Origin of the sequence: Flavobacterium sp. W21_SRS_FM6 (genome assembly GCF_052119645.1) — a bacterium.
GTDB lineage: Bacteria > Pseudomonadota > Gammaproteobacteria > Enterobacterales > Alteromonadaceae > Paraglaciecola.
Window position 1 is genome coordinate 1 of the sequence record NZ_JBGQOM010000010.1, and the last position, 24,547, is coordinate 24,547.

The following is a 24,547-nucleotide window of genomic DNA, read 5'->3' on the forward strand; positions in this document are numbered from 1 at the left end:
GTAATGTACTTCATCACCAGCGGATCACTATCCACATCAAGTAAACGTGGTCCATCAGTTAAGGTCATAAGCCGATAGCTAAGGCGTTCTGAAGGGGCGACTATCATTAGCTTAGATGCTAGGAAATGCACTTGCCGAATTGATAAATAAACATACCATCTGCAAGTATTTTCATCGGCTCTGACCCCGCAGATTTCCCATCTGCAAGTATTTTCATCGGCTCTGACCCCGCAGATTTCTAGGCACACCTTTAGTAATGTACTTCATCACCAGCGGATCACTATCCACATCAAGTAAACGTGGTCCATCAGTTAAGGTCATAAGCCGATAACTAAGGCGCTCTGAAGGGTTGATTATCATTGGTTTATATCCTAGGAAATGCACTTGCCGAATTGAAAAAAAAATACCACAACATCTATTAGTATTTCATCGGCTCTGTTCCTGCAGGTTGCAAACCTACTTTTTCATCCGCTTTGACCCTGCCGATGCTGACGATGTCAATTTGACCCAAGAGTTCTAACTGAAAGTTCTTTGGATGCAATTTTTTGGCTGATTACACGATCTGCTGAGACACCTAAGTCCAACCAGAAAATAACATTGTAGAAGTAGCTCCCATCTACACCGTAGTAGGAGGTTAAAATCTTAGCCAATCTATTTTTTGGAAGACATTGCACAGCTTTGAGAGCCACTACTTCACGAACAACATCACTATCTATCAAAAGCATATCAATAATGTTCTGATCATTGAATGCAATGAAAAGTTTCTTGGGCATTTCAATTACAAGTTGTTCCCTTACTGATGGTAAGAGTTTCAACTTCCAAGCATCAGCTATCCTCTTAGAGCTTAATTTCAATATCGTATTTGCAGCCACTTGGTAATCGCGAAAATGATCCTTAGAAGAGAGCAAAGTTAATCCAAAACCATAATTGAGATGCTCTGACAACTTCAGTATTCTTATCGTATCTTCCCATTCACCATGTTTAGCGAAAAACTCAGCAATTTGAATAGAAAACTTTATTTCATAATCATCCACAACTTTTCGAACCGTAGCAATATCCAAATGTGTGGCTTTAGAGCAGTAAATTTCAAGAGCTGCCCAAAGTAAATCATTTCTTATATAATTAAAGAGGTAATCTGACCGCTCTAGACTGTTGCCTAACTGCAGAGCATTGCGGTCAGTACAAAATTTTTCAAAGCCATCAGTCAAATCTCTTTCAAGCTGAACTTTAACCTTTTTGAAATAGCTAGAATAAAGAGCAAGCGTTACCCCACTTGAGTAAAAAGATTCGTCTTTTTGTAGCTCTAACAATTCTTCGTAGGATAGTTCGCCAAATAGACTACTCTTGAATTTTTCAAATGCATGTTCACCTGGATAGTCCTTGTCCTCATTAGACTGAGCAAGACTTGATGTATTCAAACTCCTTGGCTTTACTAATAATTTGCGTGCATCTGATAGCTTAAATGCAGGTACGAGCTTTGACAAAGTCTTTACACCAATAAGTCGAATATCAGCATCACTGCTTTCGCACAATAATTGTGCATCAGATTTTGTGAGAGCACTTCGGCGAGTTAGTTCTGTAGCAATTTCCTTCAAAAAAACAGATGTTCTGTTTTTCAGGCAACTACATAAGACTGCGGTTTCAATAGTGCTTATGTTCTTTAGTAATTCTTCAGCGACTTTCCTTCCAAGGTCAGCAGTCTCGTGTTGAGCAACAAAGCACAAGGCTTCGGTAGTGTTAGTTTGAGCAAGTATTTGCGCTCGAGCTCGGACCGCGGCTTGCGAAATATTCGCCTCAGAACTACTTATTAAATCGCTCCAATCAACTCTAAGCCCTTTATCACCGAGAATTCCTAAGTAGTCTAAAGCTGCTATAACAAGCTCATCAGACTTATCTTTAGAGAACCAATGCTTTAAACAACTATCTTTATTAAAATAGCCCTCAAAATCTTCTGGAGAAATTGAAAGTTTTTCAAGTAACTTAAATGTATTACGCTGTTTTTTGTCTCCGCCAAAAGCTGTAAGAATTGGCAGCCTTCTTTTTAGATTAAAGTCCGAATCAAAAAGCCAATGCCAGATAGGGACAGTCGTACTTTTTAAATTTTCGAGACCGGTTGATACTAATCCTCGTTTCTCTCGACCGCTTAGTTTTCCGCTTCGAAAATACCGGTAAATTAAGTTAGCGTCATGTGTGCCCAACTCATAGTTGTCGTTTCCGTGATCAGACAAGGTACTGGCAAGCAACCTGAATCTGGCTGCATCTATTGAATTATATGCATCTGGTGCATCTTCTTTTATGATAAAATCATCAATAAAAGTGCGAGCACTACCTTCAAACAGTTGTTTGGATACTTCATTTTTTTCCTGTGCATTGCCTTTTTTTTCAGCCTTTTTGGGCTTTTGAGGTTCAAAAGTTTCAGAATCTTGTTCCTCAATCTTTTGATCTCTCAAAAATTTGGCAACTATTGCTCTAAATTTCTGTTCAAAATCATTCAAATCCTGAAATTTTTGATAATATTGCTTCTTGTCTCTATTCATTTCCTCTCGAAAATCAAGAACTTTTTGAAGCTGTTTACCAACATCGTTTAGATCATCTTTGGGAATATTTTTAAAAAGAAGTGATATTTCAGGTTTACCAGTGCTCTCATGCCGACTAACTGAGCGACGATATTCTTCTTCAAAACCGGACGAATACGGATGACCTTCTGGCCCGGGTGGAGTGCCCCATTTTTTCCACATCAGTCCAATGAAATACATACACTGATCAAGATCAACATTTATTGCATCTTGCGCTCGCTGTCTTTGGGACACTGTGTCTTCCCAACCAACTAAATCAATATGGTAACCGAGTGCATTAGCATGATTGCTATTCTCTTCATCGACAATTCGCTTAGCCGCTTTTCGTTCATCTTCCAAATCTCCAGGAGAACCAAGGAAAATCTTTATTATTTTTCTGTACACTTTTTAGCCAGCTCCTTGTGTTTTTTAGAAATCACATTTAGTGAGATCATAGCGAGAATAAACGATGTATCGTGTTTGTTCAATTGGCCTTGATTTTAATCGGCAATGCCGATGCTTTTGACTTTCCCTCGACTCAAGGCTCGCCAATTTTTTGGTGAATTCAGTAGGTCAATTGGCAAGGATAGCCAATTGAGGCTTGTGACGTCGGGAACGTCTCAAGCCGGCCTGCTTAATTTGCCAAAAAATTGGATGAAGAGCCTTGCCGGAGAGCGGCCTTTCTTCGTTAGTTCTTTCGGCTGTTGGAAAGAAGTAACTCAAGCAGCAGGGACGCTGCTTGAAGAACGCAATGGATTGCGATGAGCGCAGTGAATGCCTTGTGCGCAAAGCGCATGCTCTGTTCACGCGGTGAATATCTCGATAGCAAATATCGAATAATAACGCGACTTTTAAAAACTCGCATTGCTCTTCAAAGTCAGCTAATTCATGGTCAGACGCAGCTAATAATTGCTGTGCACCTAAAGCCGCGATTGATGCCAAACGCTTGCTTGATGGACGAAACTGAGAACTTTGAGACTTAGATTCTAGCAGTTTAACCATCTGCTCAAAAAGAGCCGCGCTAACCATATACCCAACCGTTTTATTATTAGATAAGACGGCGACAGGTTCATCTAAAAAATAATCCGTAGGCTCTTTTCTTAACTCAGAAACTGAAACCGTTTTTTTTAGCCAATATCGATAGAACTGCCATACCTTTACCTCACAAACCAAATAACGCACTTAATTTTGTACCTTTCAAATTGAATTTAAAAGTAGTTATAAAACTCGTTACGAGGTAATCGAAAGGCTGGATGCTTTGTTTTAAAAGCTTCGCAGCTAAAGCAGCTCCTACCAAGAGGGCAGCTATTCATTTACCGCAACTCCAAGTAGGTCGATTTTGTGGTGAATTCAGTAGGTCAATTTGTATGCGCCATAAAGACCGATCCCGGCTTAAAAGACTACCGGAATGTCGTGGGGGATTGTTCTATTTCACTGTACCGAAGGCATTCTTGTATGAACGAAGAGAATGCCGCGCAGCGTCCGCCTTATGGCGCAGCCATGAACTGTGTGCGAAGCACATGCATTTGATATTCAGCGACTCCAATTTTCCGTATTTCAAATAGGCTTGTCAGATGGCCAAACATGGATGTCTGGACAAGGCGAACCGCTTTACATGGATGTTACCTTTCGCCGCTCTTGCATCGAAGCCTATTTTAAATATGGATCAAAAATTGGTCGGAGCCGGCCTTTACAAAGTACGTCCTGTACTTTGCCCTTCGGGCCATCCTCTGGATGTTCAAATTTTTTCCAGAAAAATTTGTCTGGTTACTCTTTCTTAGCTGTTGAAGAAAGAGTCACTGGTACGGCAGGGATGCCGTACCAAAAACGCAATGGATTGCGATGAGCAAAGCGAATGCTCCATTCACGCAGTGAATGCCTTATGTGCGCAGCACATACTTTTGATTTTGCTTTTCCCCTCGACTCATTGCTCCCTGAGCAGCGAAGATTAAAACAGGTCAAAGCGGTCGCCGCGCGATGCATGGATGCATTTTGAGTGACTCCGCGCCGGGAGCGCGTATTCACGACCTGTTTTAAGCAAAGTGCGCAAGGATAAGAGCAATGCTGGAGAGCGGCCCTTTTTGCTTACTTTTTGCGGCTGTTGGTAAAAAGTAAGTGTAGCTGCATGGATGCAGCTAGAAGAAAGCCATGGATGGCAGTCGCGCAGCGATGCTTTGTGAGCAACGCGCATGCTCCGTTCACGCAGTGAATACCTTATGAGCAAAGCCCATGCTTAGCTCAGTGTACAAAGCACATGCCCTGTGCGCGTAGCGCGTGCTTAACGCGCAGCGTAAATCTCAATCAACAGAAAATTGCTTATCCAGCTCACTCACCCCCAAGCCACTCTTTTTAGTCACGCGAAGCTGCGTAGGAATCCTCTCCTTCATCGCTTCAATATGACTGATCACCCCAATCATCTTACCCGAGGCATTAAGGTTATCTAAGGCATCCAGCGCCAAGTCAAGCGTCTCAGTATCCAGGGTGCCAAAGCCTTCATCTAAAAACAGGGAGTCGATACTGGTTTTATGACTGACTAAGTCTGATAAGGCCAAGGCCAGCGCGAGGCTAACTAAAAAGCTTTCACCGCCCGACAGCGTTTTGGTGTCGCGCTCTACGTCACCTTGCCAGGTATCGATAACACTTAGCGCTAAGCCTTCTTCGTCTTTGCGTTTTAACAGGTAACGACCATGTAAACGGTCGAGTTGTTTGTTGGCTAAATAGACTAAGTTATCGAGGGTGAGCCCTTGAGCAAAACGACGGAATTTATCACCATTAGCTGAGCCTATTAAGGCGTGCAAATAACTGACATCATCGTAGTGTTGCTGCTGTTGCTCGATGTGTTGAAACAGCCCGCGCTGACGTTCGCCTTGTTCACGGTCGGCCTGTAACTGTTGGTTGAGTTCGCCTTGCCTTTGTACCAGCTTGTCTTTTTGGCTGTGGCCTTCTTGCAGCTGAGTTTGCACTTGCTCAGGCGATTCTTGTTGCCAACTTGCTGCGTGTTCAGCATTTTGCAATACGCTGAGATGTTCATTCGCTTGCGCTAACAAGGTATTGGCTCGTTGCTGTTCTTGGTCGAGTTTTTGTTTTAATTCACTTAAGCGGGTCCGTTCTTGCTCGGGCAGTAAGGCTTGTTCAAAGTTCAGCTGCTCAGCAAAAGGGCTTTGTGCTAAGGCTAATTGCCATTTTTGCTCGTCTTGCTCTACCTGTTGTTGCAACTCGCCTTGGCGTTGTTCGTTGTGCTCAATAGTATTTACTAGGTTGTTGTACGCCTGTTCAGCCTCTTTGTGCCGCTGACTTTGCTGGCCATAAAGAGTTTCGTTTTGATTAACTAAGTCACTCGCTTGTTGCCGAGCTTGTGGCACCGCTTTATCACCAAATAAGACTAAACGCTGCGTTTGCTGCTCGCTTATTTGTTGTGCAATGCCGTCAAGCTCTTGTTGCATTGCAGCAAGTTGGCTCTGCAGGTCTTGCAGCTGTTTCTCAGCACTGGCAAATTCATGCTGGGTGCTGGCAATGGTTTTGCTTAGCTCATCATGTTGTTGGGCGTGCTGCTGATACGCAGCTGCGTCTTGGCGTTTAGTGTGAAGCCACTCAAGCAAATTGGTATCTGGCAATACATAACCTAGGGCCGTAATTTTCGTACTGAGCGCCTGCTGATTCTTTTTAATCGTGGTATTGAGCTCATCCAGCTGCTCTATACTTTTGTGTTGACTGGCTTGCAAATGAGCTTGGTTTTGCTCTAATAATCTGAGCTCACCCAGCGCTTTATCATGTTCATTGTGCGCTGCATCGAGCTGCTGTTTGCTATGGGTTAATGATTTTTCTAGTTGCCGCAAAGTTTGTAGTTGCAGTCCTAGTTGTTCAAACTCTTGTTTAAGTTTACTTTCAAAACTCACTAAAGCTGCTTGATCACTTATCTCACACTCAAAACCCAAGTGCTGAGTCAGGCTCAGCCACATATTTGCTGACTCTTCGATGTGTGCGCTGTGGGTTTGAATACTGAGCTCGGCATCTTTAATCTGTTGCGCAATAAACTTAAGCTGCTGAGCGGCTTGAGTGCCCTCTTCAGTGACTTTTTCTAAGGCTAAACGAGCATGCTGTAAGCGCTGCAAGGTATCTGGCAAATTCAGTGCTTTAGTAGCCGCTTTAGGGTGCTCTGTGGCGCCGCACAGGGGGCATTCATCGTTGTCTTTGAGTATGCTGCGATACTGCGCCAATTGTTCTTCTTGCGACACTAAACGCTGTAAATCCTCAACAACTTGTTTTTGCTGTTTGTACTGTTCGGCTAAGGCATTACGCTGCTGAGTTAATTCACCATGATTGACCTGCAGCGTTTGTAAATCAGCTTGCTTGATGACCTGCTCTTTATTTAACTGCAGATAACGGCGCTGATGTTCGTGGGTTTTATGAAACTGTGGCCACAGGGCATTTATCTGGCTTTGTTGCTGCTCAAGCTTGGCCATATCCCCTTGTTGATTTAGGTGCTCAAGCTCGTGCTGCCGTTTTTGCCATGCCGAATGTTGCATCTTTACCGCAGCGGCAAGTTGCTCTAGCTGTGTTTTAAGTCCATTGATGTGCTGGTTTTGCAGGCTTAGTTGTTGTTCTTGTTGCTGTGTTTCGCCTTCAAGCTTGTGCTGTAATTGCTGCTCGCGCTGTAATTGTTCAACTTGAATTTGCCAAGCACCGAGATGCTCAGCCACTGCACTGTCGGCTTGGTGTGCTGTCAGGTAGCTTTGCACTTGTTGCTGCTGCTCTACCAGCTGGTGCAAACTGCTTTGCGTATTTTGTTGTTGCTGACGAATACTCTGTTGCTGCTGGCGAACTCGACTTAGCTCAGCTTGTTTGTCGGCCTGTTTATTGGCCAGTAGCTGAATCGCCCCGTCTAGAGGCAGCACTTTGTCGGTGATCAACTGCTCTTGTTGTTGCTGAGCATGTTTGGCTTGCTGCAAAGCCTCAACACTTTGTTTTAAAGCCTGTTCAGCCTGTTTCAGTGTTAAAAAGGCAGTGGCCTTATCTTGGTGTTTAAGCACGAGTTGCTGGCTGATTTTAGCCAGCTCATTGTTAATACTTTTACGTAATTCCCATTGGGTACGTAAGCGTTCTGCGGGCTCGCTGTTAGCCAATTTATCGAGCTCAGGTTGAGCGATGGCAATGGCGTCGAGAGCTTGCTGTTGCAGCTCGCGGGCACGTTGCTGCTGTTGCTTGGCGCTATGAGTTTTGTCCCACCAGCTAAGATGGTGTTGCCACTGTGTAAGCTGCTGCTCTAGGTTTTGCTGCTGTTGCTGGCACTGCCCACGTTCTAGTTCAAGCTGCTGTTTTTGTTCACTGCTTAATAACTGAAAGCCTTCGGCTTTGGCGTTTAGCTCTTTGAGAGTTTGCTTGGCCTGACTGTAATGCTCGTGCACCTTAATAGATACCAAACCATAAATATCGGTACCGGTTAACTCTTCAAGTAGCTCAGCACGCTCACTTTCCTGTGCATTTAAAAAGGCGGCAAAGTCACCTTGGGATAGCATCATGGACTTAGTAAAGCGACCAAAATCTAAACCGGTTATCCGCTCTACTTCTTCAATTTTGGGTTTTATCTGACTGGCGATCACTTTGCCACTGGCTACCTCGGCGAGCTCAGTATCGGCTTGTTGTAATTTGCCTTCTACGTTTCCTCGTGAGCGACGCATGCTCCAAAACGCGCGGTAGGCCTTACCTTTTACTTCAAACTCGACTTCCGCTAAGCACTCCGCGGTGCCACGAGTCATCAGTTCGTTGGATGAGGGGGTGATTTGCCCTAATCGAGGTGTTTGGTGATAAAGGGCCAAACAGATAGCGTCGAGTAAAGTGGTTTTACCCGCGCCGGTTGGGCCAGTAATAGCAAACAAGCCATTATCAGCAAAAGGTGACTCAGTGAAATCAATTTTCCACTCGCCTTTTAAGGAGTTGAGGTTTTTCAAGCGCAAGCTGAGAATTTTCATGAAGTGCCTGCGCTGTTGTTTTCTAAGCTGGGCGCTTGTCGCTGAGCCTCTGATAAAATTTGGGCAAACTGCTGACGAACTCGAATGAGTCTGGCTTGTTCGGCTTCATCCTCGAAGTTTTCCATTTTTAAGCGTAATTCAAATACCTCATGGGGGCTGAGTTCTGCTAGGGTTTCGCTGTGCTGCTGGCTCAATAATTGACGCTGTTTATTGCGGCTACGGCGCAATTGCAATACTTCAACATTTAAGCCTTCTGTCATAGCTTGAATACGTTGTTGTAAGTCAGATAAATAATCTTGGGTTTCAACCTCTATGCACAACCACGTCAAAAATTCGTTACTTTTAAAGCGCTGTAAAGCCTGCTCAATGGCGGATAAATCACCCTTAATGACTTGCATCGCTTGAAATCGTGGCACATCGAGGGCGCTTATCTGCACAGGGTTGGTTTGGCTAAACGCCACCAACATGACTTGCTTTTGGGTACTGAGTTCATCAAAGCTCAGAGGAATGGGCGAGCCGCTGTATCGAATATGCTGTTGTTTGGCCACGACTTGCGGGCGGTGAATATGGCCCAAAGCAATGTAATCAGCAGGCGGAAACCCATCAGCGGCAAAGCCATCTAAAGTGCCGATGTAGATGTCGCGCACACTGTCAGATTGCGTCACGCCCAGAGCAGTTAAATGCCCAGTTGCAATAATCGGCAGTGTGACCCCATGTTGCTGTTGGTGTCTTTGTTGTTGCAATAATGCCCGTTGATACAGTGTGGCGTAATGTAACTTGATAGCATCACCTAAGGCTTGGCGTTTATCTACCCCAGTGTCACCCGCACTGCTTTGCAGTACATCGCGAGCCCGAATAAAAGGCACGGCGCAGAGTATGGCACCAGGCTTGCCACTTTTATCGGGAATACAAAACACCTGCTCATGACTATCAACGCCAGTACTGGCCACCACGAAGGTATTTAAACACGCGAGTATCTGCTTGGATTCATTCAAGGTAGACACCGAGTCATGGTTACCGCCTAAGACCACTAGCACACAATTAAGCCGTTGTAAGTCCACCACAAACTGATTATAGATTTCGCGGGCATAACTGGGCGGGGTGCCGGTATCAAAGATATCACCCGCAATGATGACAGCGTCTATTTGTTGCTGCTCGACTTGCTCTAACAACCAGTGAATAAATGCTTGATGTTCGTCTTTACGACTTTTGGTAAAAAAACTCTGACCTAGGTGCCAGTCAGAGGTATGGAGTAGCTTCATGCCTGCGATCCAGAAGGTAAGCAATACAATGTCTAAATAACAAGCTAACTGCTTGTTACCAATCAAAAATCTTACATTACACTATCGCTTGTTCGCTTGGCAGTAAAAAAATAATTTTTACGCCTTGGCTTTGCGTCAACTTGCCAACAAAGCCTTAACTGGCGTGCTTAAACCGATTGAGTTGTTGCTTTAAGGTAATTACCTCATGCTCAAGGCTTTCTCTGTCGTCTAGTAAGTCTAAGATCAACGCAATGCCCTCCCAATCTAGCGCGAGATCACGCTTAATTCTTGCGGCTTTTTTTACCGTTAAGACACTTGCCACACTGAATTGCCATTGGCTAGGTTCTGGCCCTTGCTGCATGGGATTAGCTATATTGTGCTCGACCAATTCGTATAATAGATGCAGGTCAATATCGCTAGAGGCACACAGTTCTTCACTACTGACACAGCTGTCTTGTTCTGAAATCGTAATTTGCAACATGTTTATTTACTCCACGTAGCGCGAGGGTCAAACTGAGTTTTTTCAGCTAATTCAGCCCATAAGGTTTTACTGGCATCATTACTTGAGCTAGGAACAACCACTTTAAGAACAGCATACAAATCGCCTTGCTGTTTTTTATTTAGCAAACCTTTACCTTTGATACGTAAACGTTGTCCTGACTGACTATTTGCAGGGATGTTAAGTTGAATTTGGCCTGTTAAGGTGGGCAATTTGAGCTTGGTGCCCAGCACAGCTTCCCAAGGTGCAATGGGTACTACGATACTGAGGTTTTGCCCGTCTACATCAAAAAGAGGATGAGGCACAAAACGGATCTGCAAATACAAATCGCCATTGTCAGCTTTTGTGGTGCCCGGTCCCCCCTGCCCTTTAAGACGAATTCGTTCACCGTTAGCTACGCCGGCCGGAATTTTAACTTTCAGCGACTTAGGCTGCTCGGTAATGCGACCACTGGCATCTTGTTGCTTTAAGCTAAAATCAACGGGTTTGGTGGTATCGGTTAAGGTTTCTTCCAAAAACATGGCAAATTCAAGTTCAATATCTTGGCCTTTTTGACGACGGGTTGAGCCACCACGATGCTGCCTGCCATGCTCAGAGCCTGCGTGTCTTGCACCAAATATTGAATTAATAAAATCAGTAAAATCTTGTTCGGTTTGCGGATCGCTGTGTTGGTAGTTGCCCTGTCCCCCATGAGCGCTTTGTCCGCTGCGGGAGCGATGTAGATGTTGTCTGCGTAATTCATCATATTGGGCTCGGTCTTTGGCGTTATGGAGTACCTCATAAGCTTCACCAATTTCTTTAAATTTGGCCTCTGCATCAGGGTGTTTACTGACATCTGGATGATATTGCCGTGCGAGCTTTTTATAGGCCACCTTGACGGCTTTATCATCTGCTTGTGGCTCAATACCTAATACGCTGTAGTAATCTTTGAAATTCATTCTCGCCTCTAAAACGCAACATGATGGGTGGTATGCCGTTTGCTGTTCTTCATTATACGGCGTGACTGATGTCAGTAGCTTGATCTTAATCAACTCTAGCAGTCTAGCCTATTCGCTAGGCCAATGTTGAAATAAGCGTATGCGGCTATTTGTTTTAGCTGAGGCGGCCCATTCGCGTTTAGCATGCAGGGCTTTTGCTCAGAAAATGCCTTCAATTGAGGTGATTTTTAACTGTGCGATTTATAGTGCAAGGCGATGACTGAGTGGGTAGGCGATTCAGTCAATGCCCTGTGAGACAAACGCCACTTACCATCAATTAACAATGCCAGTGGTACATCATTTTGCTTCACAAGGGCAATTTTATCTCGTTGCCATGGTGGTATTTGCCATTCTTTGTACCACTGTTTGAGGGGTTTAGAATGTTGACTGCCCTGGGGCGTGAAGCGCTGCGAATAACCGCCAAATTGCAGTTTAATTTCGCCTAAATCTGGCGCAATCAATAAATGACAGTCCGAACTTTGAGCATAGGCGTGACGTGTACTCACTAAGGCGCCTAAAGGGCTGGGTAAAGACAGGTTGTTTTGCTCTTGCCACACTAGGGTGTGGGGCAAAATATCTGAGGTTAGCGGAACAAGATGAAGTTCATCAGCAAAACGCCTAAACTGCCAGTTACCCCACTGAAGAATGGGATTGGCGTCGGCCTTTGCATTGATCACCTCATGTTTTATCTTTTGTAAAATGGCCTGTGAAGGGCTTTGGATTTCCAGCTCATGCAGCCACTGCCGAACAATTTGCACCAACCAACCATTGCTTACTTGCTTTAAAGCCGCAAGACTCAAGGTGGTATTTGACCGGCGGATCTCTTGCAGTTTTTGTTTACTCACTTCTTCAAGTAGCGATTGTTGCTCGGCGCACAAAGCGGCACTGCGAGAAACGGTTTTGGCAATTTCAGGCCATTTGTGCACTAAACTGGGAAGGATCTGATGACGCAAAAAATTTCGTTCAAAGTTGGTATTTTGATTCGACTCATCTTCTACCCAATCTAGCTTATGCTGGGTGGCGTAAGCGACAATTTGATGCTGCGACACGCTTAATAACGGCCTTGCCAAATGCACGACTTTATTAGTACCCGGCAGGGTTTTACTGCTGTAGAAAGCCATAGCGGCCAAGCCTTTTGGCCCCGCTCCCCGTTTTAGCTGTAACAGAAAGGTTTCGAGCTGATCATCTTGATGTTGAGCGAGTAAAATCACACTATTTACCGGCGCCAACTCATACAACTTAGTGTAACGCGCGGTTCTTGCTAATGCTTCTAGGCTTTCACCTGTGCCCTGCGCCAAGGTCACTTTTGCTGCACTAAACGGCAGCGCTAAGTCTAAGCACACTTGTTGACAATGCCTTAGCCAATCATCGGCGTGTTGGCTCAGACCATGATGAATATGAATAGCACTAAGTGGATTATTAATGTCGCCAGCGTCCCGTAAGGCACACATTAAATGCAACAAAACGTGCGAATCAACACCGCCACTATAAGCCAGAACTAAGCCTTGCTCTGGTCTAAGTGCTAAGGCACTGAGCTGCTGTTGAAGCGTGTGGATGAGTTGCATAAACCATTAATAGTTGAGGCCTATAAAAAGCACAAAGCCACTGCTTGGCATACCAGCAGTGGCTCGTAGTGAATCTATGGGCGTTTAACAATAACCAAAGGACATTAAACGCTCGTAACGTTGCTCTAATAACTCTTCAGTAGATAGGCCCGATAATTGCGCTAATTGTTGCTTAAGGGTTGCTTTTAAATTAGCAGCCATACTGTCGTGATCGCGATGTGCACCGCCAAGAGGCTCTTCGACAATATGATTAATTAACCCTAGCTCTTTAATTTGTTTGGCGCTTACCCCCATTGCTTCTGCGGCAAGCGGTGCTTTTTCAGCACTTTTCCACAAAATCGAGGCACAACCTTCTGGTGAAATGACCGAGTAGGTGCTGTATTGCAACATGTTTACTCTGTCGCCCACACCGATAGCTAAGGCACCACCAGACCCCCCCTCACCGATAACGGTACAAATAATCGGTACTTTCAGACCCGCCATGACTTTAAGGTTCATGGCAATCGCTTCACTTTGGCCGCGCTCTTCTGCTCCAACACCCGGATAGGCTCCTGGCGTGTCGATAAAAGTAATGATAGGCAAATTAAACCGCTCTGCCATTCTCATCAAACGTAAAGCTTTGCGGTAACCTTCAGGTTTTGGCATACCAAAGTTACGGCGGATCTTTTCTTTAGTATCACGGCCTTTTTGATGGCCTATAACCATAATCGGACGACCATCCAATTTAGCCAAACCACCCACAATCGCTTTATCATCAGCAAAGGCTCTATCACCGGCTAATTCTTCAAACTCAGTGAACATTCTCGCCACGTAGTCGAAAGTATAAGGGCGCATCGGATGACGTGCTAATTGGGATACTTGCCACGCGCCTAAGTCAGCAAAGATTTTTTTACTTTGCTCCGCACATTTCTCACGAAGTTTGGTGATTTCTTCCTCGATACCTACGTCAAATTCACCACCCTGATTGACCAGTCGCAACTCTTCAATTTTTGCCTCTAAAATGGCGATGGGCTTTTCAAATTCTAAGAAATTTACACTCATTACACACCTAATTGTTTTGCTTACAGTCTATTGTTAATGCCGACTCAATGAAAGACGAGATCAACCTGAGCCGCGCCCAGATACTGCTGTAAGTCATATAATAATTCATCTTCAGGGGTTATATACCACTGTGCGCCAAACGCTAAATTTGCCTCTGCATCTGGATGGCGATAGTGCACTAGCACCGGACAGCTGCCACCTTGATAAGGCGTCAATATAGTTTGCAGTTTAGCGAGACTCGCAGGATTGCACCAGCTTGATTCCAAATGAATTTGTACTGCCTTCGCGTTTTTCTCACGGGCTTGTACTATATCCATCGCATCGCGGGCCTGTATTGTATTGCCCCCAGAGAATTCATCAAAGCTGACCTGTCCACTAATGACTAATATTTTGTCAGTTTGCAGCAAACTTTCGTATTGTTCGTACATTTCAGGGAAAAAGCGTACATCAATTCGGGCGCTTTTGTCATCTAAAGTCACCAATGCCCAGCGTTTTCCACGTTTATTTGTCATCACCCTAACACTTAGCACTAAACCAACAGCATAGGAGGTTTGATCTTTGTTTGTGGGTTTTAGATCAACGAGGCGTGTTGGCGCATAGTGTTTCATTTCAGCAAGGTATTGGTTGATGGGGTGACCGGTCAGGTACAAACCCAAGGCTTCTTTTTCGCCATCCAGCCAGACTTTTTCGGGCCACTTTGGTACATCAACAAAGGCTTGTTTAACTAACTCAGGCTCAGTGGTGAGCAAGCCAAACATATCAGATTGACCATACGACTCAGCCTTTGCATGTTGGTCTGCGGCCGCTAATGCATCAGGTAAGGTCGCCATAATAGACGCTCGATGAGGGCCTAAATTATCAAAGGCGCCAGCGTTTACTAATTTTTCGAGTACCCGTTTATTGATTTTTTTGATATCCACTTTGGCACAAAAGTCGAACAAATCAGAAAACTTTTGGTGTTTTTCGCGAGCGGCAATAATGGCTTCTATTGGTCCCTCACCGACCCCTTTAATGGCGCCAATACCGTAAACAATACGGCCTTGTTCATCCACGGTGAATTTGTATTTACCGGCGTTTAAGTCAGGCGGCAAAATCTCAATCCCCATGCGCTGGCATTCGTCAACTAAGGTGACGATTTTGTCGGTATTGTCCATATCAGCTGACATAACCGCCGCCATAAACTCTGCGGGATAGTGGGTTTTCAACCATAAGGTTTGATACGACACCAAGGCGTAAGCAGCCGAGTGCGATTTGTTAAAACCATAGCCGGCAAACTTTTCAACCAAATCGAATATTTTTATCGCAAGGTCGGGGTCAATATTGTTATTTTTTGCACCTGTTTCGAACGATTCACGCTGTTTGGCCATTTCGTCAGCGTTTTTCTTGCCCATTGCTCGGCGTAATAAATCCGCGCCGCCAAGGCTGTAACCTGACATGACCTGAGCAATTTGCATAACCTGTTCTTGGTATAAAATAATACCGTAGGTTGGCTCGAGTATTTCTTTTAAGCACTCGTGTTGGTATTGCGCATCAGGATACGAAATCGCTTCACGGCCGTGTTTACGATCGATAAAGTTATCTACCATGCCTGACTGCAATGGGCCAGGACGAAATAAGGCCACTAACGCGATAATATCTTCGAAGGTATCTGGACGAAGCCGTTTAATTAGCTCTTTCATACCGCGAGATTCTAATTGGAATACCGCAGTGGTTTCTGCGTTTTGCAATACCTTAAAGCATTTGGCGTCAACCAAAGGAATGGCGGATATATCAACCTTAACACCCCGCCCACTGGCTATCATGTCGATGGCCCATTGAATAATGGTTAGCGTGCGTAAACCCAGGAAGTCAAACTTAACCAAACCGGCATATTCAACGTCATTTTTATCAAACTGGGTGACAGGGTTTTTACCTTCATCATCACAATATAAGGGCGCAAAATCAGTAATTTGAGTCGGGGCGATAACCACACCACCGGCATGTTTTCCGGCATTACGGGTCACGCCTTCTAGTATGCGACACATGTCGATGAGCTCTTTTACGTCTTCATCTTCATTGTATAGTTCAGGTAAACGAGGCTCTTCAGCAAAGGCTTTTTCAAGGGTCATACCCGGTGTCGGAGGGATCAGTTTTGAAATACGATCGTTAAAACCATAAGGATGACCGAGTACCCGCCCTACATCACGCACCACCGCTTTTGCCGCCATTGTACCGAAGGTTATAATCTGCGATACCGCTTGGCGTCCATAAAGTTCTGCGACGTGTTCGATAACTTCATCACGTCTGTCCATGCAAAAATCGACATCAAAGTCAGGCATGGAGACCCGTTCTGGGTTAAGGAAACGTTCGAATAGTAGGTCAAATTCTAAGGGATCAAGATCAGTAATGCCTTGTGCATAGGCCACTAATGAGCCCGCACCCGACCCTCGACCAGGTCCAACAGGAATACCGTTATCTTTACTCCATTGAATAAATTCCATGACGATGAGGAAGTAACCTGGAAAGCCCATTTGGTTGATTACGTCCATCTCAATTTGCAAACGTTCATCATATTCAGGGCGACGCTCTAAGCGTACTTGTTCATCAGGAAAAAGAAACTCAAGACGTTTCTCAAGTCCTTCTTTGGATACTTTAACCAAATATTCGGAGTCGGTTAAACCGCCGGTGGGAAATTGCGGTAAGAAATACTCGCCCAATGTAATTGTGACGTTACAACGCTTAGCAATTTCTACGGTGTTTTCAATGGCTTCTGGAATATCAGCAAACAGTTCGAGCATTTCTTCGCTGGAACGTAAGTATTGTTGTTCGCTATAAAGTTTTGGACGACGGGGGTCGTTGAGGGTAAAGCCGTCATGAATAGCGACTCTGATCTCATGAGCAGCGAAACCTTTTTCTTCAATAAAGCATACTTCATTAGTGGCCACGACAGGTAAGTCATGAGTAACAGACCACTCTACCGCACGGTGAATGTAGTCTTCTTCACCAAGGCGACCTGTGCGAGTTAATTCAAGGTAGAAACGGTCATAGAAGTGTTGTTGATAAAACTCGGTGATACGTTTTGCAGCATCAAGATTACCTTTGGTCAAGGTTAAACCTAAATCGCCATTGCGCCCGCCTGAAAGGATAATAAGCCCTTTTGCGTGCTCGACTAACCACTCTTGGTCAATGACTGCTTTGTCTTGTACTGAGCCACGTAAATAGGCCTTAGAAATTAATAAGGTGACATTTTTATAGCCATCATTATCCATGGCTAAGATGGTTAAGCGAAACAGGGTGTTTTCTAACTCGGTACTTTGTACCCAAAAGTCAGCCCCAACAATAGGCTTAATTCCACTTGCATGCGCGGCACTATAAAATTTAACTAAGCCGCACATGTTCATTTGGTCGGTAATGGCCACCGCGGGCATGTCTAGCTTTTTAATATTCGCTATGATGGGCTTAATTTTATTTAAGCCGTCCATCATAGAATAATCACTGTGCACTCTTAGGTGCACAAAGTTTACCGGCGATTCTGCCATTTAATTTCCTGCCAATTGGCCATCACGTGCAGCTAAAGCAAGCTGCACTGGTTTAAAACTCATTCGATGAAGGGACAAGGGCCCTAGTTCACGTAATTTAGCTAAATGTAGCGGCGTTGGATAGCCTTTATGTTTGGCAAACCCATACTCTGGGTATTGACTATCTAGGGTGAGCATTTCATGGTCTCGAACCACTTTAGCAATAATAGACGCTGCTGAAATCTCAGCAATTAGCCCGTCTCCTTTTACAATCGCCTCGCTGGAATATGACCATTTGGGGCATCGATTCCCGTCTACCATGACGTGTTGTGGTTGAATACTCAAACCTTGTACTGCGCGGGTCATAGCTAACATTGTCGCCTGTAAAATATTTATCTCGTCAATTTCTTGAGGAGTAGCACGACCAATAGACCAACATAAAGCATCACGATAGATAATTTTGGCAAGGGCTTCGCGTTTTTTCTCAGACAATTTTTTAGAGTCTGCTAAACCGCTTATGGGCTTATTGGGGTCAAGAATCACGGCTGCGGTGACCACATCGCCAATCAGTGGCCCACGACCGACTTCGTCAACGCCAGCACGTAATTGATGCATTTATTTGGCCTCTATTAGGGTCAGTACCGCATCAGCAGCTTGTACATCAGCATTTTTCTTTAAAAGTAAGTGCAGCTCAGTAAAGCGCGTGATCAACTGTTGCTGGACGCGATCATCAGTCAGCATTGGCAGCAGGAGTTCACTGATGGTTTGCGCATTAACGTCTTCTTGCAACAATTCAGGAATGATCTTTTCATCGGCCAGTATATTGGGCAAAGTAAAATATTTAGCTTTATACATCCACTTCATCATTTGATGAGTAAGTTTGTTTAAGCGATAAGCAGCGACCATAGGCCGTTTGCATAACATGGCTTCTAAGGTTGCAGTGCCTGAAGCGAGTAATACTGCGTCAGAGGCAATCATCACCTGCCTTGAGTGGCCGATCACAATGCGATAATCGACATAATTTGCTCGGTTGGCAAAGTAGGTTTCAACTTGAATTTTTCGCTGACGATTGACTACCGGAATCAGTATCTTAAGACCAGGTTTGGCTTCGGTTAGTATTTCAGCACTTTGCATAAAAATATCCAACAACGTCGCTACTTCGCTTTGCCGGCTGCCTGGCAACACTGCCAAGACCGTATCGCTAGGACTCAGATTCAAGGCTTTACGGGCGGCTGATTTATCCGGCTCTAACGGGATATCGTCAGCAAGGGTATGACCCACAAATTCACAGGGAATAGCGTGTTTGCTATACACCGCTTTTTCGAAGGGAAAAATACTGAGTACCAGATTGGTGGCTTTGGCTATTTTAAAGATACGTTTTTCACGCCACGCCCAGACAGTGGGACTGACATAGTGAACCGTTGGGATACCCTGACGTTTCAATTTCAGCTCTAAGCCTAAGTTAAAATCTGGCGCATCAACCCCAATAAAAACATCCACCGGATGCGTTATAAAATAGTGCAGCAGTGATTTTCGCACAAACAATAATCGGCGAATGCGAGACAACACTTCAACCAAGCCCATGACCGACAATTCTTCCATGTCAAACAAGGACTCGCAGCCTAGACCAAGCATCTTCGGCCCAGCAATGCCCACAAAATGCGCATTAGGATGAATCGTTTTAATTTGTTTTATTAGGCCAGATGCAAGAATGTCGCCGGATGTTTCACCGGCGACAATACCAATTCTTAGGGGTTTGTGTCGCATGATTTAGCGTACGATACCTCGAACAGATTGCTCAATGAAATCCGCTAAAAGTAACACTTCAGGGGTGTCTTGCGATGATTCTCGAATTAAGCTCACCGCTTCTTCGGCTCTGTTACCATTTCGATAAATGATCTTGTAAGCGCGCTTAATTTGCAAAATGGTGTCAGCAGAAAACCCTCTTCGACGTAAACCTTCAGAGTTGATTCCGTGTGGAGCGTTGTCTTGGCCAATCATGGTGTAAGGTACGATGTCACGTAAAACAATGGCGCCACCCGCAATAAAACTATGAGAGCCGACATGACAAAACTGATGAACAGCAGTCATACCACCAAGGATTACCCAATCTCCGACCGTAACATGGCCAGCCAAGGTGCACAGTGAAGCCAGAATACTGTTATCACCAATGATGCAATCGTGGGCGATATGGGAATTAGTCATAAATAAATTATGACTGCCAATTCGAGTAATGCCTTTGTCTTGCACTGTACCACGATGGGCGGTTACGCCTTCCCGAAAGACATTATTGTTACCAATAATTAACTCGGTTACCTCACCTTTGTACTTTTTGTCTTGGCAGTCTTCACCAATAGAACCAAACTGGTAAAAATGATTATTAATGCCGATAGTGGTTTTACCCTTAACTACGACATGAGATTCAAACTTAGTGTTATCACCTATGCTTACGTTTTCATCTATAACGCAGTACGGACCAACGCTAACATTATTTCCAAGTTCAGCTTTAGGATGGATTATTGCAGTAGAATGGATCACGATTACATTTTCCGCATGGCACACATAAATTCGGCTTCGCATGCGACGTTACCATTAACGCTTGCAATACCATGAAACATCCAAATACCACGACGTTCTTTTTTCAACTTAACGTCCATATCCATTCTATCTCCTGGCACTACAGGACGCTTGAAACGCGCTTTATCTATGCCAGCATACAGATATAAATCGTCTGAGTTGCCTGCTGTTTTAAATCCTAAGATGCCGGCAGCTTGTGCCAAGGCCTCTAGAATTAACACACCTGGAAAAATCGGTTTGCCAGGAAAATGCCCAGTAAAGCATGGCTCATTGAAGGTGATGTTTTTGTAAGCGCTGATCGAATCATTAAGCTTGTAATCGGTGACGCGATCCACTAACAAAAACGGATACCTATGAGGTAAAAGACTCAATATCTCTTCTATCTCAATCGTTTGTAATTCATTTGCCAAAAGGCCTCTCCTCACACTACTAAACCAAACTTTATTTAGTTTGTAACTTTTCCAAAGTTTTGATGCGCTGATTGAGATTATCAATATTTTTCAGTGCAACCATATTTTTACGCCAATCTTTGTTTGGTACTGCGGGCATTCCTGAAGAATACACCCCAGCAACAGTAATATTTTTAGTGATCATACTCATGCCGGTGATAAACACACCATCGCAAATATCGATATGACCATTAATACCCACTAAGCCGGCAATACTGCAATTACGACCGATCGTCGTGCTACCCGCCACAACGGTGCAGCCAGCGATTGCGGTATTTTCACCAATGACCACGTTATGCGCGATTTGACATTGATTATCAATGATGACACCGTCATGCAAAATCGTATCATCGAGTGCGCCACGGTCGATTGTGGTGCTTGCACCGATTTCTACTCGGTCTCCGACTATGACTCGCCCGAGTTGTGGAATTTTGATCCATTTGCCTTTTTCATTGGCATAACCAAAACCATCACTACCAATCACGGTATTGGCTTGAACTAAGCAGTCTTGGCCAAGGGTGACACGATGGTAGATCGTCACATTGGCCCACAACTTAGTATTGGCGCCTATTATACTGTCTTGACCTACAAAACAACCAGCACCAATCTCGACGTTGGCACCAAGTTTTACACCGCGTTCGATAACAGCATTGGCACCCACTTTCACGTTGGTGCCGAGCACCGCTGTAGGGTCGATGACAGCACGTGGCGATATATCATGAGCCGATGCCGGTGTGGTATCCAACAACTGCGCTACTTTTGCAAACCCTACGTAAGGGTTGGGCATCACTAACGCTGTACGTAGGCAATGGTCTTGTTCATCTGCGCCAATAATCACCGCTTGCGCAGAAGTACTGGCTAACTGACTACGATACTTGCTATTGGCTAAAAATGAAATCTGACCATCGCCTGCTTTGGCTAAGGTAGAAATTGAATGTATAAGGGAATTTTCGCTATCACCTTCAGCTAGGTGCAGTTGCGCACCGATAGCTGAAGCAATATCTTTTAAACTAATGGCATTAATCAAGGGAACCTTGCTTAAACCTCAGAGGTTTAATTAACTTTAGAAACTTGTTCTAGAACCGATTTAGAAATGTCGTGGTCAGGATTAATGAAAGCCACAGCATTAGCGTTTAAAATGACATCGTATTTTTCTTTCGCTGCAACGACGTCAATACCTTGTTTAATTAGACCTAACAATTTGTTCTGCTCGTCTTTTAAACGGTTTTGAATCTCTTGCTGTAATGGTTGAGCTTTGTTTGTGTATTCTTCACGCAGAGCAAGAATTTTATCTTCTAGTTCTTTTTTCTCTTTTGCGCTCATAGTTGCCGCATCACGCTGATTTTTTTCAAGATAATATTTAATATCTTTCTCTAAACGGCTCACTTCTTCCGTTTTGTCTTTAAACTCAGCCGCAATAGTCTGCTGAATAGTGGCAGCTTGAGGCATAGATTGAAAAATACCCTGTACATTGACTGCACCGATTTTCTGTTCTGCCATAACGGTTGTACTGGCCATTGCAGTTGCGAACAACGCGCTGGCAATTAAACTTTTACTGAATTTATTCAAAACAAACTCCTACTTCTATGAAAAACTGGCTTTCTTGCCAATCAAGTTATTAAAATGTTTGACCTATGTTGAAAGAGAAAAACTTAATATCATCCCCTTCACGCTCTTTTAATGCTCTAGAAAAACTGAACACCATTGGTCCCATGGGCGACAGCCATTGTACAGATAGTCCATAGGAAGCTCTATAGAGAGTTGGATCACTGTAATCAAGCAAATCATCGTTGTTAAAGCTTTTATTGATAGTCAAATCTTTGTACTTATCGTAATCAAATTCAGTATCCCACACATTACCTACATCTAGGAAGATACTACTGCGCACTGAATTGTCAAAATCTGCTTCTACAAACGGGGTTGGTACAATTAACTCCAAGCCGCCTAATGCCATCGCGTTGCCGCCTAATGAACGAGTAGAAATGGTAATTGAGTCATTCTCCGTGCCAGAATAGATAGGAACACCATTTGGATCGGTCAACACTAAGCTAGGTGAAAGCTGTATACCACGTGGTCCAACAGTATTATTTTCAAAACCGCGCAAGGTATCGCTACCACCTGCGGTGAAATGCTGAGTGAAAGGTAAAATTTGGTCTATGCCATTGGTTGTGCCATAGCCATTTCCGTAACCCGCTTTAAAGCGTGCTAAGAAAGACCAGCGCTGATTACGCGACAAAGGGAAATACCACTTTGTATCAAGCTCAGTTTTAAAATAATTTACGTCAGAGTTTGGCGTAGTAATACTAAACGAAGCACGTTGCGACGAACCAGCGGTAGGAAATACACCGCGGTTAAGGGTTGAACGCAACCACGCCACCGACGCTAAATAACTATCGTAATTTATGGCTGCGTCAGGATCGTTTGGATCAACAAACTGGTTGTTAAAACGGGTAGTTTGTACGTAAGGCGTATTTTGGAATAGCTCAACACTACTGTAGGTCAAACCAAAATTAATCCGGTTAAACTCATCAATTGGGTAGCCCACATTGGCGCCAATAGAATATTGCTTACTGTTATATTGGATTAAGTTTGCTGAACTACCATCAAACTCACTGTAAGCAATCGTACCACCTAAGCTAATACCATCGATGGTGAAATAAGGGTCAGTATATGAAAGTTGTACACTCTTTTGGTATGAAACCGTGCTCACGTTGAAGGCGATACGCTTACCAGTACCCAAAAAGTTATCTTGTTGAATACCCGCTTGTAAGCTCAACTTGGTTCTATCACCGTAACCAATACCGGCGTTAAACGAACCTGATGCTTGCTCTTTTACGTCAAAGTTGACATCAACTTTGTCGTCTTCACCAGGCAAACGGATCGTTTCAAAGTCCACTTTTTCCATATAGGTCAGTCGGGATAAACTGTTTTTTGACGACTCTAACGTTGCATTAGACAACCACGAGCCTTCCATTTGTGTCACGGATTGACGTAATACTTCGTCAGCAGTGCTTACGTTGCCTTCAAAATTAATGCGGCGAACATAAATTCGTTTACCTGGATCCACTGATAAAACCAACTTCACCGTTTTATCTTCTTCATTAATATCAGGAATGGTGGTCACGGTTGGATAGGCATAACCGTAACGGCCTAAGTACTTACTAATAAATTCTTCGGTGTAGGTCACTTCTGCTTGGTTATACAATTCGCCTTTAGTAAGGGGTAAAACCAACTTAATGTATTCTTCATGGCCGAGTAAATCACCAATCAGTTCTACATCAGAAATCGTATATTGCTCACCTTCATCAACGTTTAAGGTAATGTAGATACCACTTTTCTCTGGGGTCATTGATACTTGGGTTGAATCAATATTAAAGCGCAAATAACCGCGGTCTTTGTAGTAACTGGTTATCGTTTCCATATCGCCAGATAACTTTTGTTTTTGGTAACGGGTTTCAGACATGAAATCCCACCACGGCGTATCGAATTGCAGTTCAACTTGATCTAATAACTCTTTGTCAGCAAATTTTTCATTGCCCACAATGTTAATTTGTTGAATTTTAGCTGCATCACCTTCTTCAAACAGCAACTTTACATCAACGCGGTTGCGCGGTAAGGGCGTGATGATCGCACTGACATCGGCGTTATATTTACCGATACTGTAGTAAAAGTCTTTCAAGCCATTTTCGATTGAGGTTAAAACAGTCTTATCAAGAGGCTCACCGATTTTGATGTTGCTACCGTCTAAACTCTCCTGCAACTGCTCATCTTTTATGTCATCGTTACCATCGAAGATAATGCTACTGATGGTTGGGCGTTCTTTGACGCGCACTAACAATGTATCACCGTCACGTAGGATCTGAATACTTTCAAAGTGGGTAGAAGAATACAACGCGCGGATAAGCTGGCTAATCCGAAAGCTATTCATTTCATCACCAACTTTAACCGGCAGATAGGTTAATGCCGCACCCAATGCAACCCTTTGCAAACCCTCGATTTTGATATCTTGAACAACAAATTCACTCTTGGCAGCCGCATTAGCAAAGCTAGTAATGGAAAGAATCAATCCGGCAACAACTAACTGTTTAAACTTCATTTATTAATATTCTTCCTAAACGCACAACAATTTGCGCATGACCAAATCGGTCGATAAAAA

17 protein-coding genes are annotated in these 24,547 nt (G+C 44.1%); all 17 read right to left on the reverse strand.

The window, feature by feature from the left end; genetic code table 11:
- Positions 1-213: 213 nt before the first annotated feature.
- Positions 214-360, reverse strand: a complete 147-nt coding sequence (locus ACEN2L_RS15760; protein ID WP_441745075.1) for a hypothetical protein — start codon at positions 358-360, stop codon at positions 214-216.
- Between the two features lie 137 nt (positions 361-497).
- The gene (locus ACEN2L_RS15765) at positions 498-2,960 is read right to left on the reverse strand and encodes a DUF4062 domain-containing protein (RefSeq protein ID WP_441745077.1); all 2,463 of its coding nucleotides are present in this window, start codon (positions 2,958-2,960) and stop codon (positions 498-500) included.
- 168 nt (positions 2,961-3,128) lie between these two features.
- On the reverse strand, positions 3,129-3,737 hold the full coding sequence (locus ACEN2L_RS15770) for a hypothetical protein (RefSeq protein ID WP_441745079.1): 609 nt from the start codon (positions 3,735-3,737) through the stop codon (positions 3,129-3,131).
- 1,115 nt (positions 3,738-4,852) lie between these two features.
- A complete protein-coding gene (locus ACEN2L_RS15775; protein WP_441745081.1) occupies positions 4,853-8,524 on the reverse strand; it encodes an AAA family ATPase in 3,672 nt (1,223 codons plus the stop codon).
- A complete protein-coding gene (gene sbcD / locus ACEN2L_RS15780) occupies positions 8,521-9,786 on the reverse strand; it encodes an exonuclease subunit SbcD (protein WP_441745083.1) in 1,266 nt (421 codons plus the stop codon). Before sbcD ends, ACEN2L_RS15775 begins: the two co-directional genes overlap by 4 nt.
- 154 nt (positions 9,787-9,940) lie before the next feature.
- Positions 9,941-10,267 carry a chaperone modulator CbpM gene (locus ACEN2L_RS15785; protein WP_306020604.1) on the reverse strand — a complete coding sequence of 109 codons (327 nt, stop codon included), beginning with the start codon at positions 10,265-10,267 and terminating at the stop codon, positions 9,941-9,943.
- A 2-nt stretch (positions 10,268-10,269) separates the two neighbouring features.
- Positions 10,270-11,223 carry a DnaJ C-terminal domain-containing protein gene (locus ACEN2L_RS15790; RefSeq protein WP_306020605.1) on the reverse strand — a complete coding sequence of 318 codons (954 nt, stop codon included), beginning with the start codon at positions 11,221-11,223 and terminating at the stop codon, positions 10,270-10,272.
- Between the two features lie 227 nt (positions 11,224-11,450).
- Positions 11,451-12,827, reverse strand: coding sequence for a tRNA lysidine(34) synthetase TilS (gene tilS, locus ACEN2L_RS15795; protein ID WP_441745085.1), 1,377 nt, complete (start codon positions 12,825-12,827; stop codon positions 11,451-11,453).
- 84 nt (positions 12,828-12,911) lie between these two features.
- The gene (gene accA / locus ACEN2L_RS15800; RefSeq protein WP_441745087.1) at positions 12,912-13,868 is read right to left on the reverse strand and encodes an acetyl-CoA carboxylase carboxyl transferase subunit alpha; all 957 of its coding nucleotides are present in this window, start codon (positions 13,866-13,868) and stop codon (positions 12,912-12,914) included.
- A gap of 44 nt (positions 13,869-13,912) precedes the next feature.
- The gene (gene dnaE, locus ACEN2L_RS15805) at positions 13,913-17,386 is read right to left on the reverse strand and encodes a DNA polymerase III subunit alpha (protein ID WP_441745089.1); all 3,474 of its coding nucleotides are present in this window, start codon (positions 17,384-17,386) and stop codon (positions 13,913-13,915) included.
- The gene (gene rnhB / locus ACEN2L_RS15810) at positions 17,387-17,980 is read right to left on the reverse strand and encodes a ribonuclease HII (RefSeq protein ID WP_441745091.1); all 594 of its coding nucleotides are present in this window, start codon (positions 17,978-17,980) and stop codon (positions 17,387-17,389) included.
- A complete protein-coding gene (gene lpxB / locus ACEN2L_RS15815) occupies positions 17,981-19,132 on the reverse strand; it encodes a lipid-A-disaccharide synthase (protein WP_441745093.1) in 1,152 nt (383 codons plus the stop codon).
- A gap of 3 nt (positions 19,133-19,135) precedes the next feature.
- A complete protein-coding gene (gene lpxA / locus ACEN2L_RS15820; RefSeq protein WP_441745095.1) occupies positions 19,136-19,945 on the reverse strand; it encodes an acyl-ACP--UDP-N-acetylglucosamine O-acyltransferase in 810 nt (269 codons plus the stop codon).
- The gene (gene fabZ / locus ACEN2L_RS15825; RefSeq protein ID WP_306020611.1) at positions 19,906-20,352 is read right to left on the reverse strand and encodes a 3-hydroxyacyl-ACP dehydratase FabZ; all 447 of its coding nucleotides are present in this window, start codon (positions 20,350-20,352) and stop codon (positions 19,906-19,908) included. The genes lpxA and fabZ overlap by 40 nt, the downstream gene beginning before the upstream one ends.
- Positions 20,353-20,383: 31 nt before the next feature.
- Positions 20,384-21,418 carry a UDP-3-O-(3-hydroxymyristoyl)glucosamine N-acyltransferase gene (lpxD, locus tag ACEN2L_RS15830; RefSeq protein ID WP_441745098.1) on the reverse strand — a complete coding sequence of 345 codons (1,035 nt, stop codon included), beginning with the start codon at positions 21,416-21,418 and terminating at the stop codon, positions 20,384-20,386.
- A gap of 26 nt (positions 21,419-21,444) precedes the next feature.
- On the reverse strand, positions 21,445-21,960 hold the full coding sequence (locus tag ACEN2L_RS15835) for an OmpH family outer membrane protein (RefSeq protein WP_306020615.1): 516 nt from the start codon (positions 21,958-21,960) through the stop codon (positions 21,445-21,447).
- Between the two features lie 49 nt (positions 21,961-22,009).
- Entirely contained in the window at positions 22,010-24,487 is a 2,478-nt protein-coding gene (bamA, locus tag ACEN2L_RS15840; protein ID WP_306020616.1) for an outer membrane protein assembly factor BamA, read from the reverse strand.
- Positions 24,488-24,547 lie beyond the last annotated feature (60 nt).

Coding starts and splice junctions, on each gene's coding strand:
- dnaE (WP_441745089.1), bottom strand. CDS start 17,386: ATGGCAGAATCGCCGGTAAACTTTGTGCACCTAAGAGTGCACAGTGAT.
- lpxB (WP_441745093.1), bottom strand. CDS start 19,132: ATGCGACACAAACCCCTAAGAATTGGTATTGTCGCCGGTGAAACATCC.
- ACEN2L_RS15775 (WP_441745081.1), bottom strand. CDS start 8,524: ATGAAAATTCTCAGCTTGCGCTTGAAAAACCTCAACTCCTTAAAAGGC.
- lpxA (WP_441745095.1), bottom strand. CDS start 19,945: ATGCGAAGCCGAATTTATGTGTGCCATGCGGAAAATGTAATCGTGATC.
- tilS (WP_441745085.1), bottom strand. CDS start 12,827: ATGCAACTCATCCACACGCTTCAACAGCAGCTCAGTGCCTTAGCACTT.
- accA (WP_441745087.1), bottom strand. CDS start 13,868: ATGAGTGTAAATTTCTTAGAATTTGAAAAGCCCATCGCCATTTTAGAG.
- bamA (WP_306020616.1), bottom strand. CDS start 24,487: ATGAAGTTTAAACAGTTAGTTGTTGCCGGATTGATTCTTTCCATTACT.
- ACEN2L_RS15790 (WP_306020605.1), bottom strand. CDS start 11,223: ATGAATTTCAAAGATTACTACAGCGTATTAGGTATTGAGCCACAAGCA.
- ACEN2L_RS15785 (WP_306020604.1), bottom strand. CDS start 10,267: ATGTTGCAAATTACGATTTCAGAACAAGACAGCTGTGTCAGTAGTGAA.
- sbcD (WP_441745083.1), bottom strand. CDS start 9,786: ATGAAGCTACTCCATACCTCTGACTGGCACCTAGGTCAGAGTTTTTTT.
- ACEN2L_RS15760 (WP_441745075.1), bottom strand. CDS start 360: ATGATAATCAACCCTTCAGAGCGCCTTAGTTATCGGCTTATGACCTTA.
- rnhB (WP_441745091.1), bottom strand. CDS start 17,980: ATGCATCAATTACGTGCTGGCGTTGACGAAGTCGGTCGTGGGCCACTG.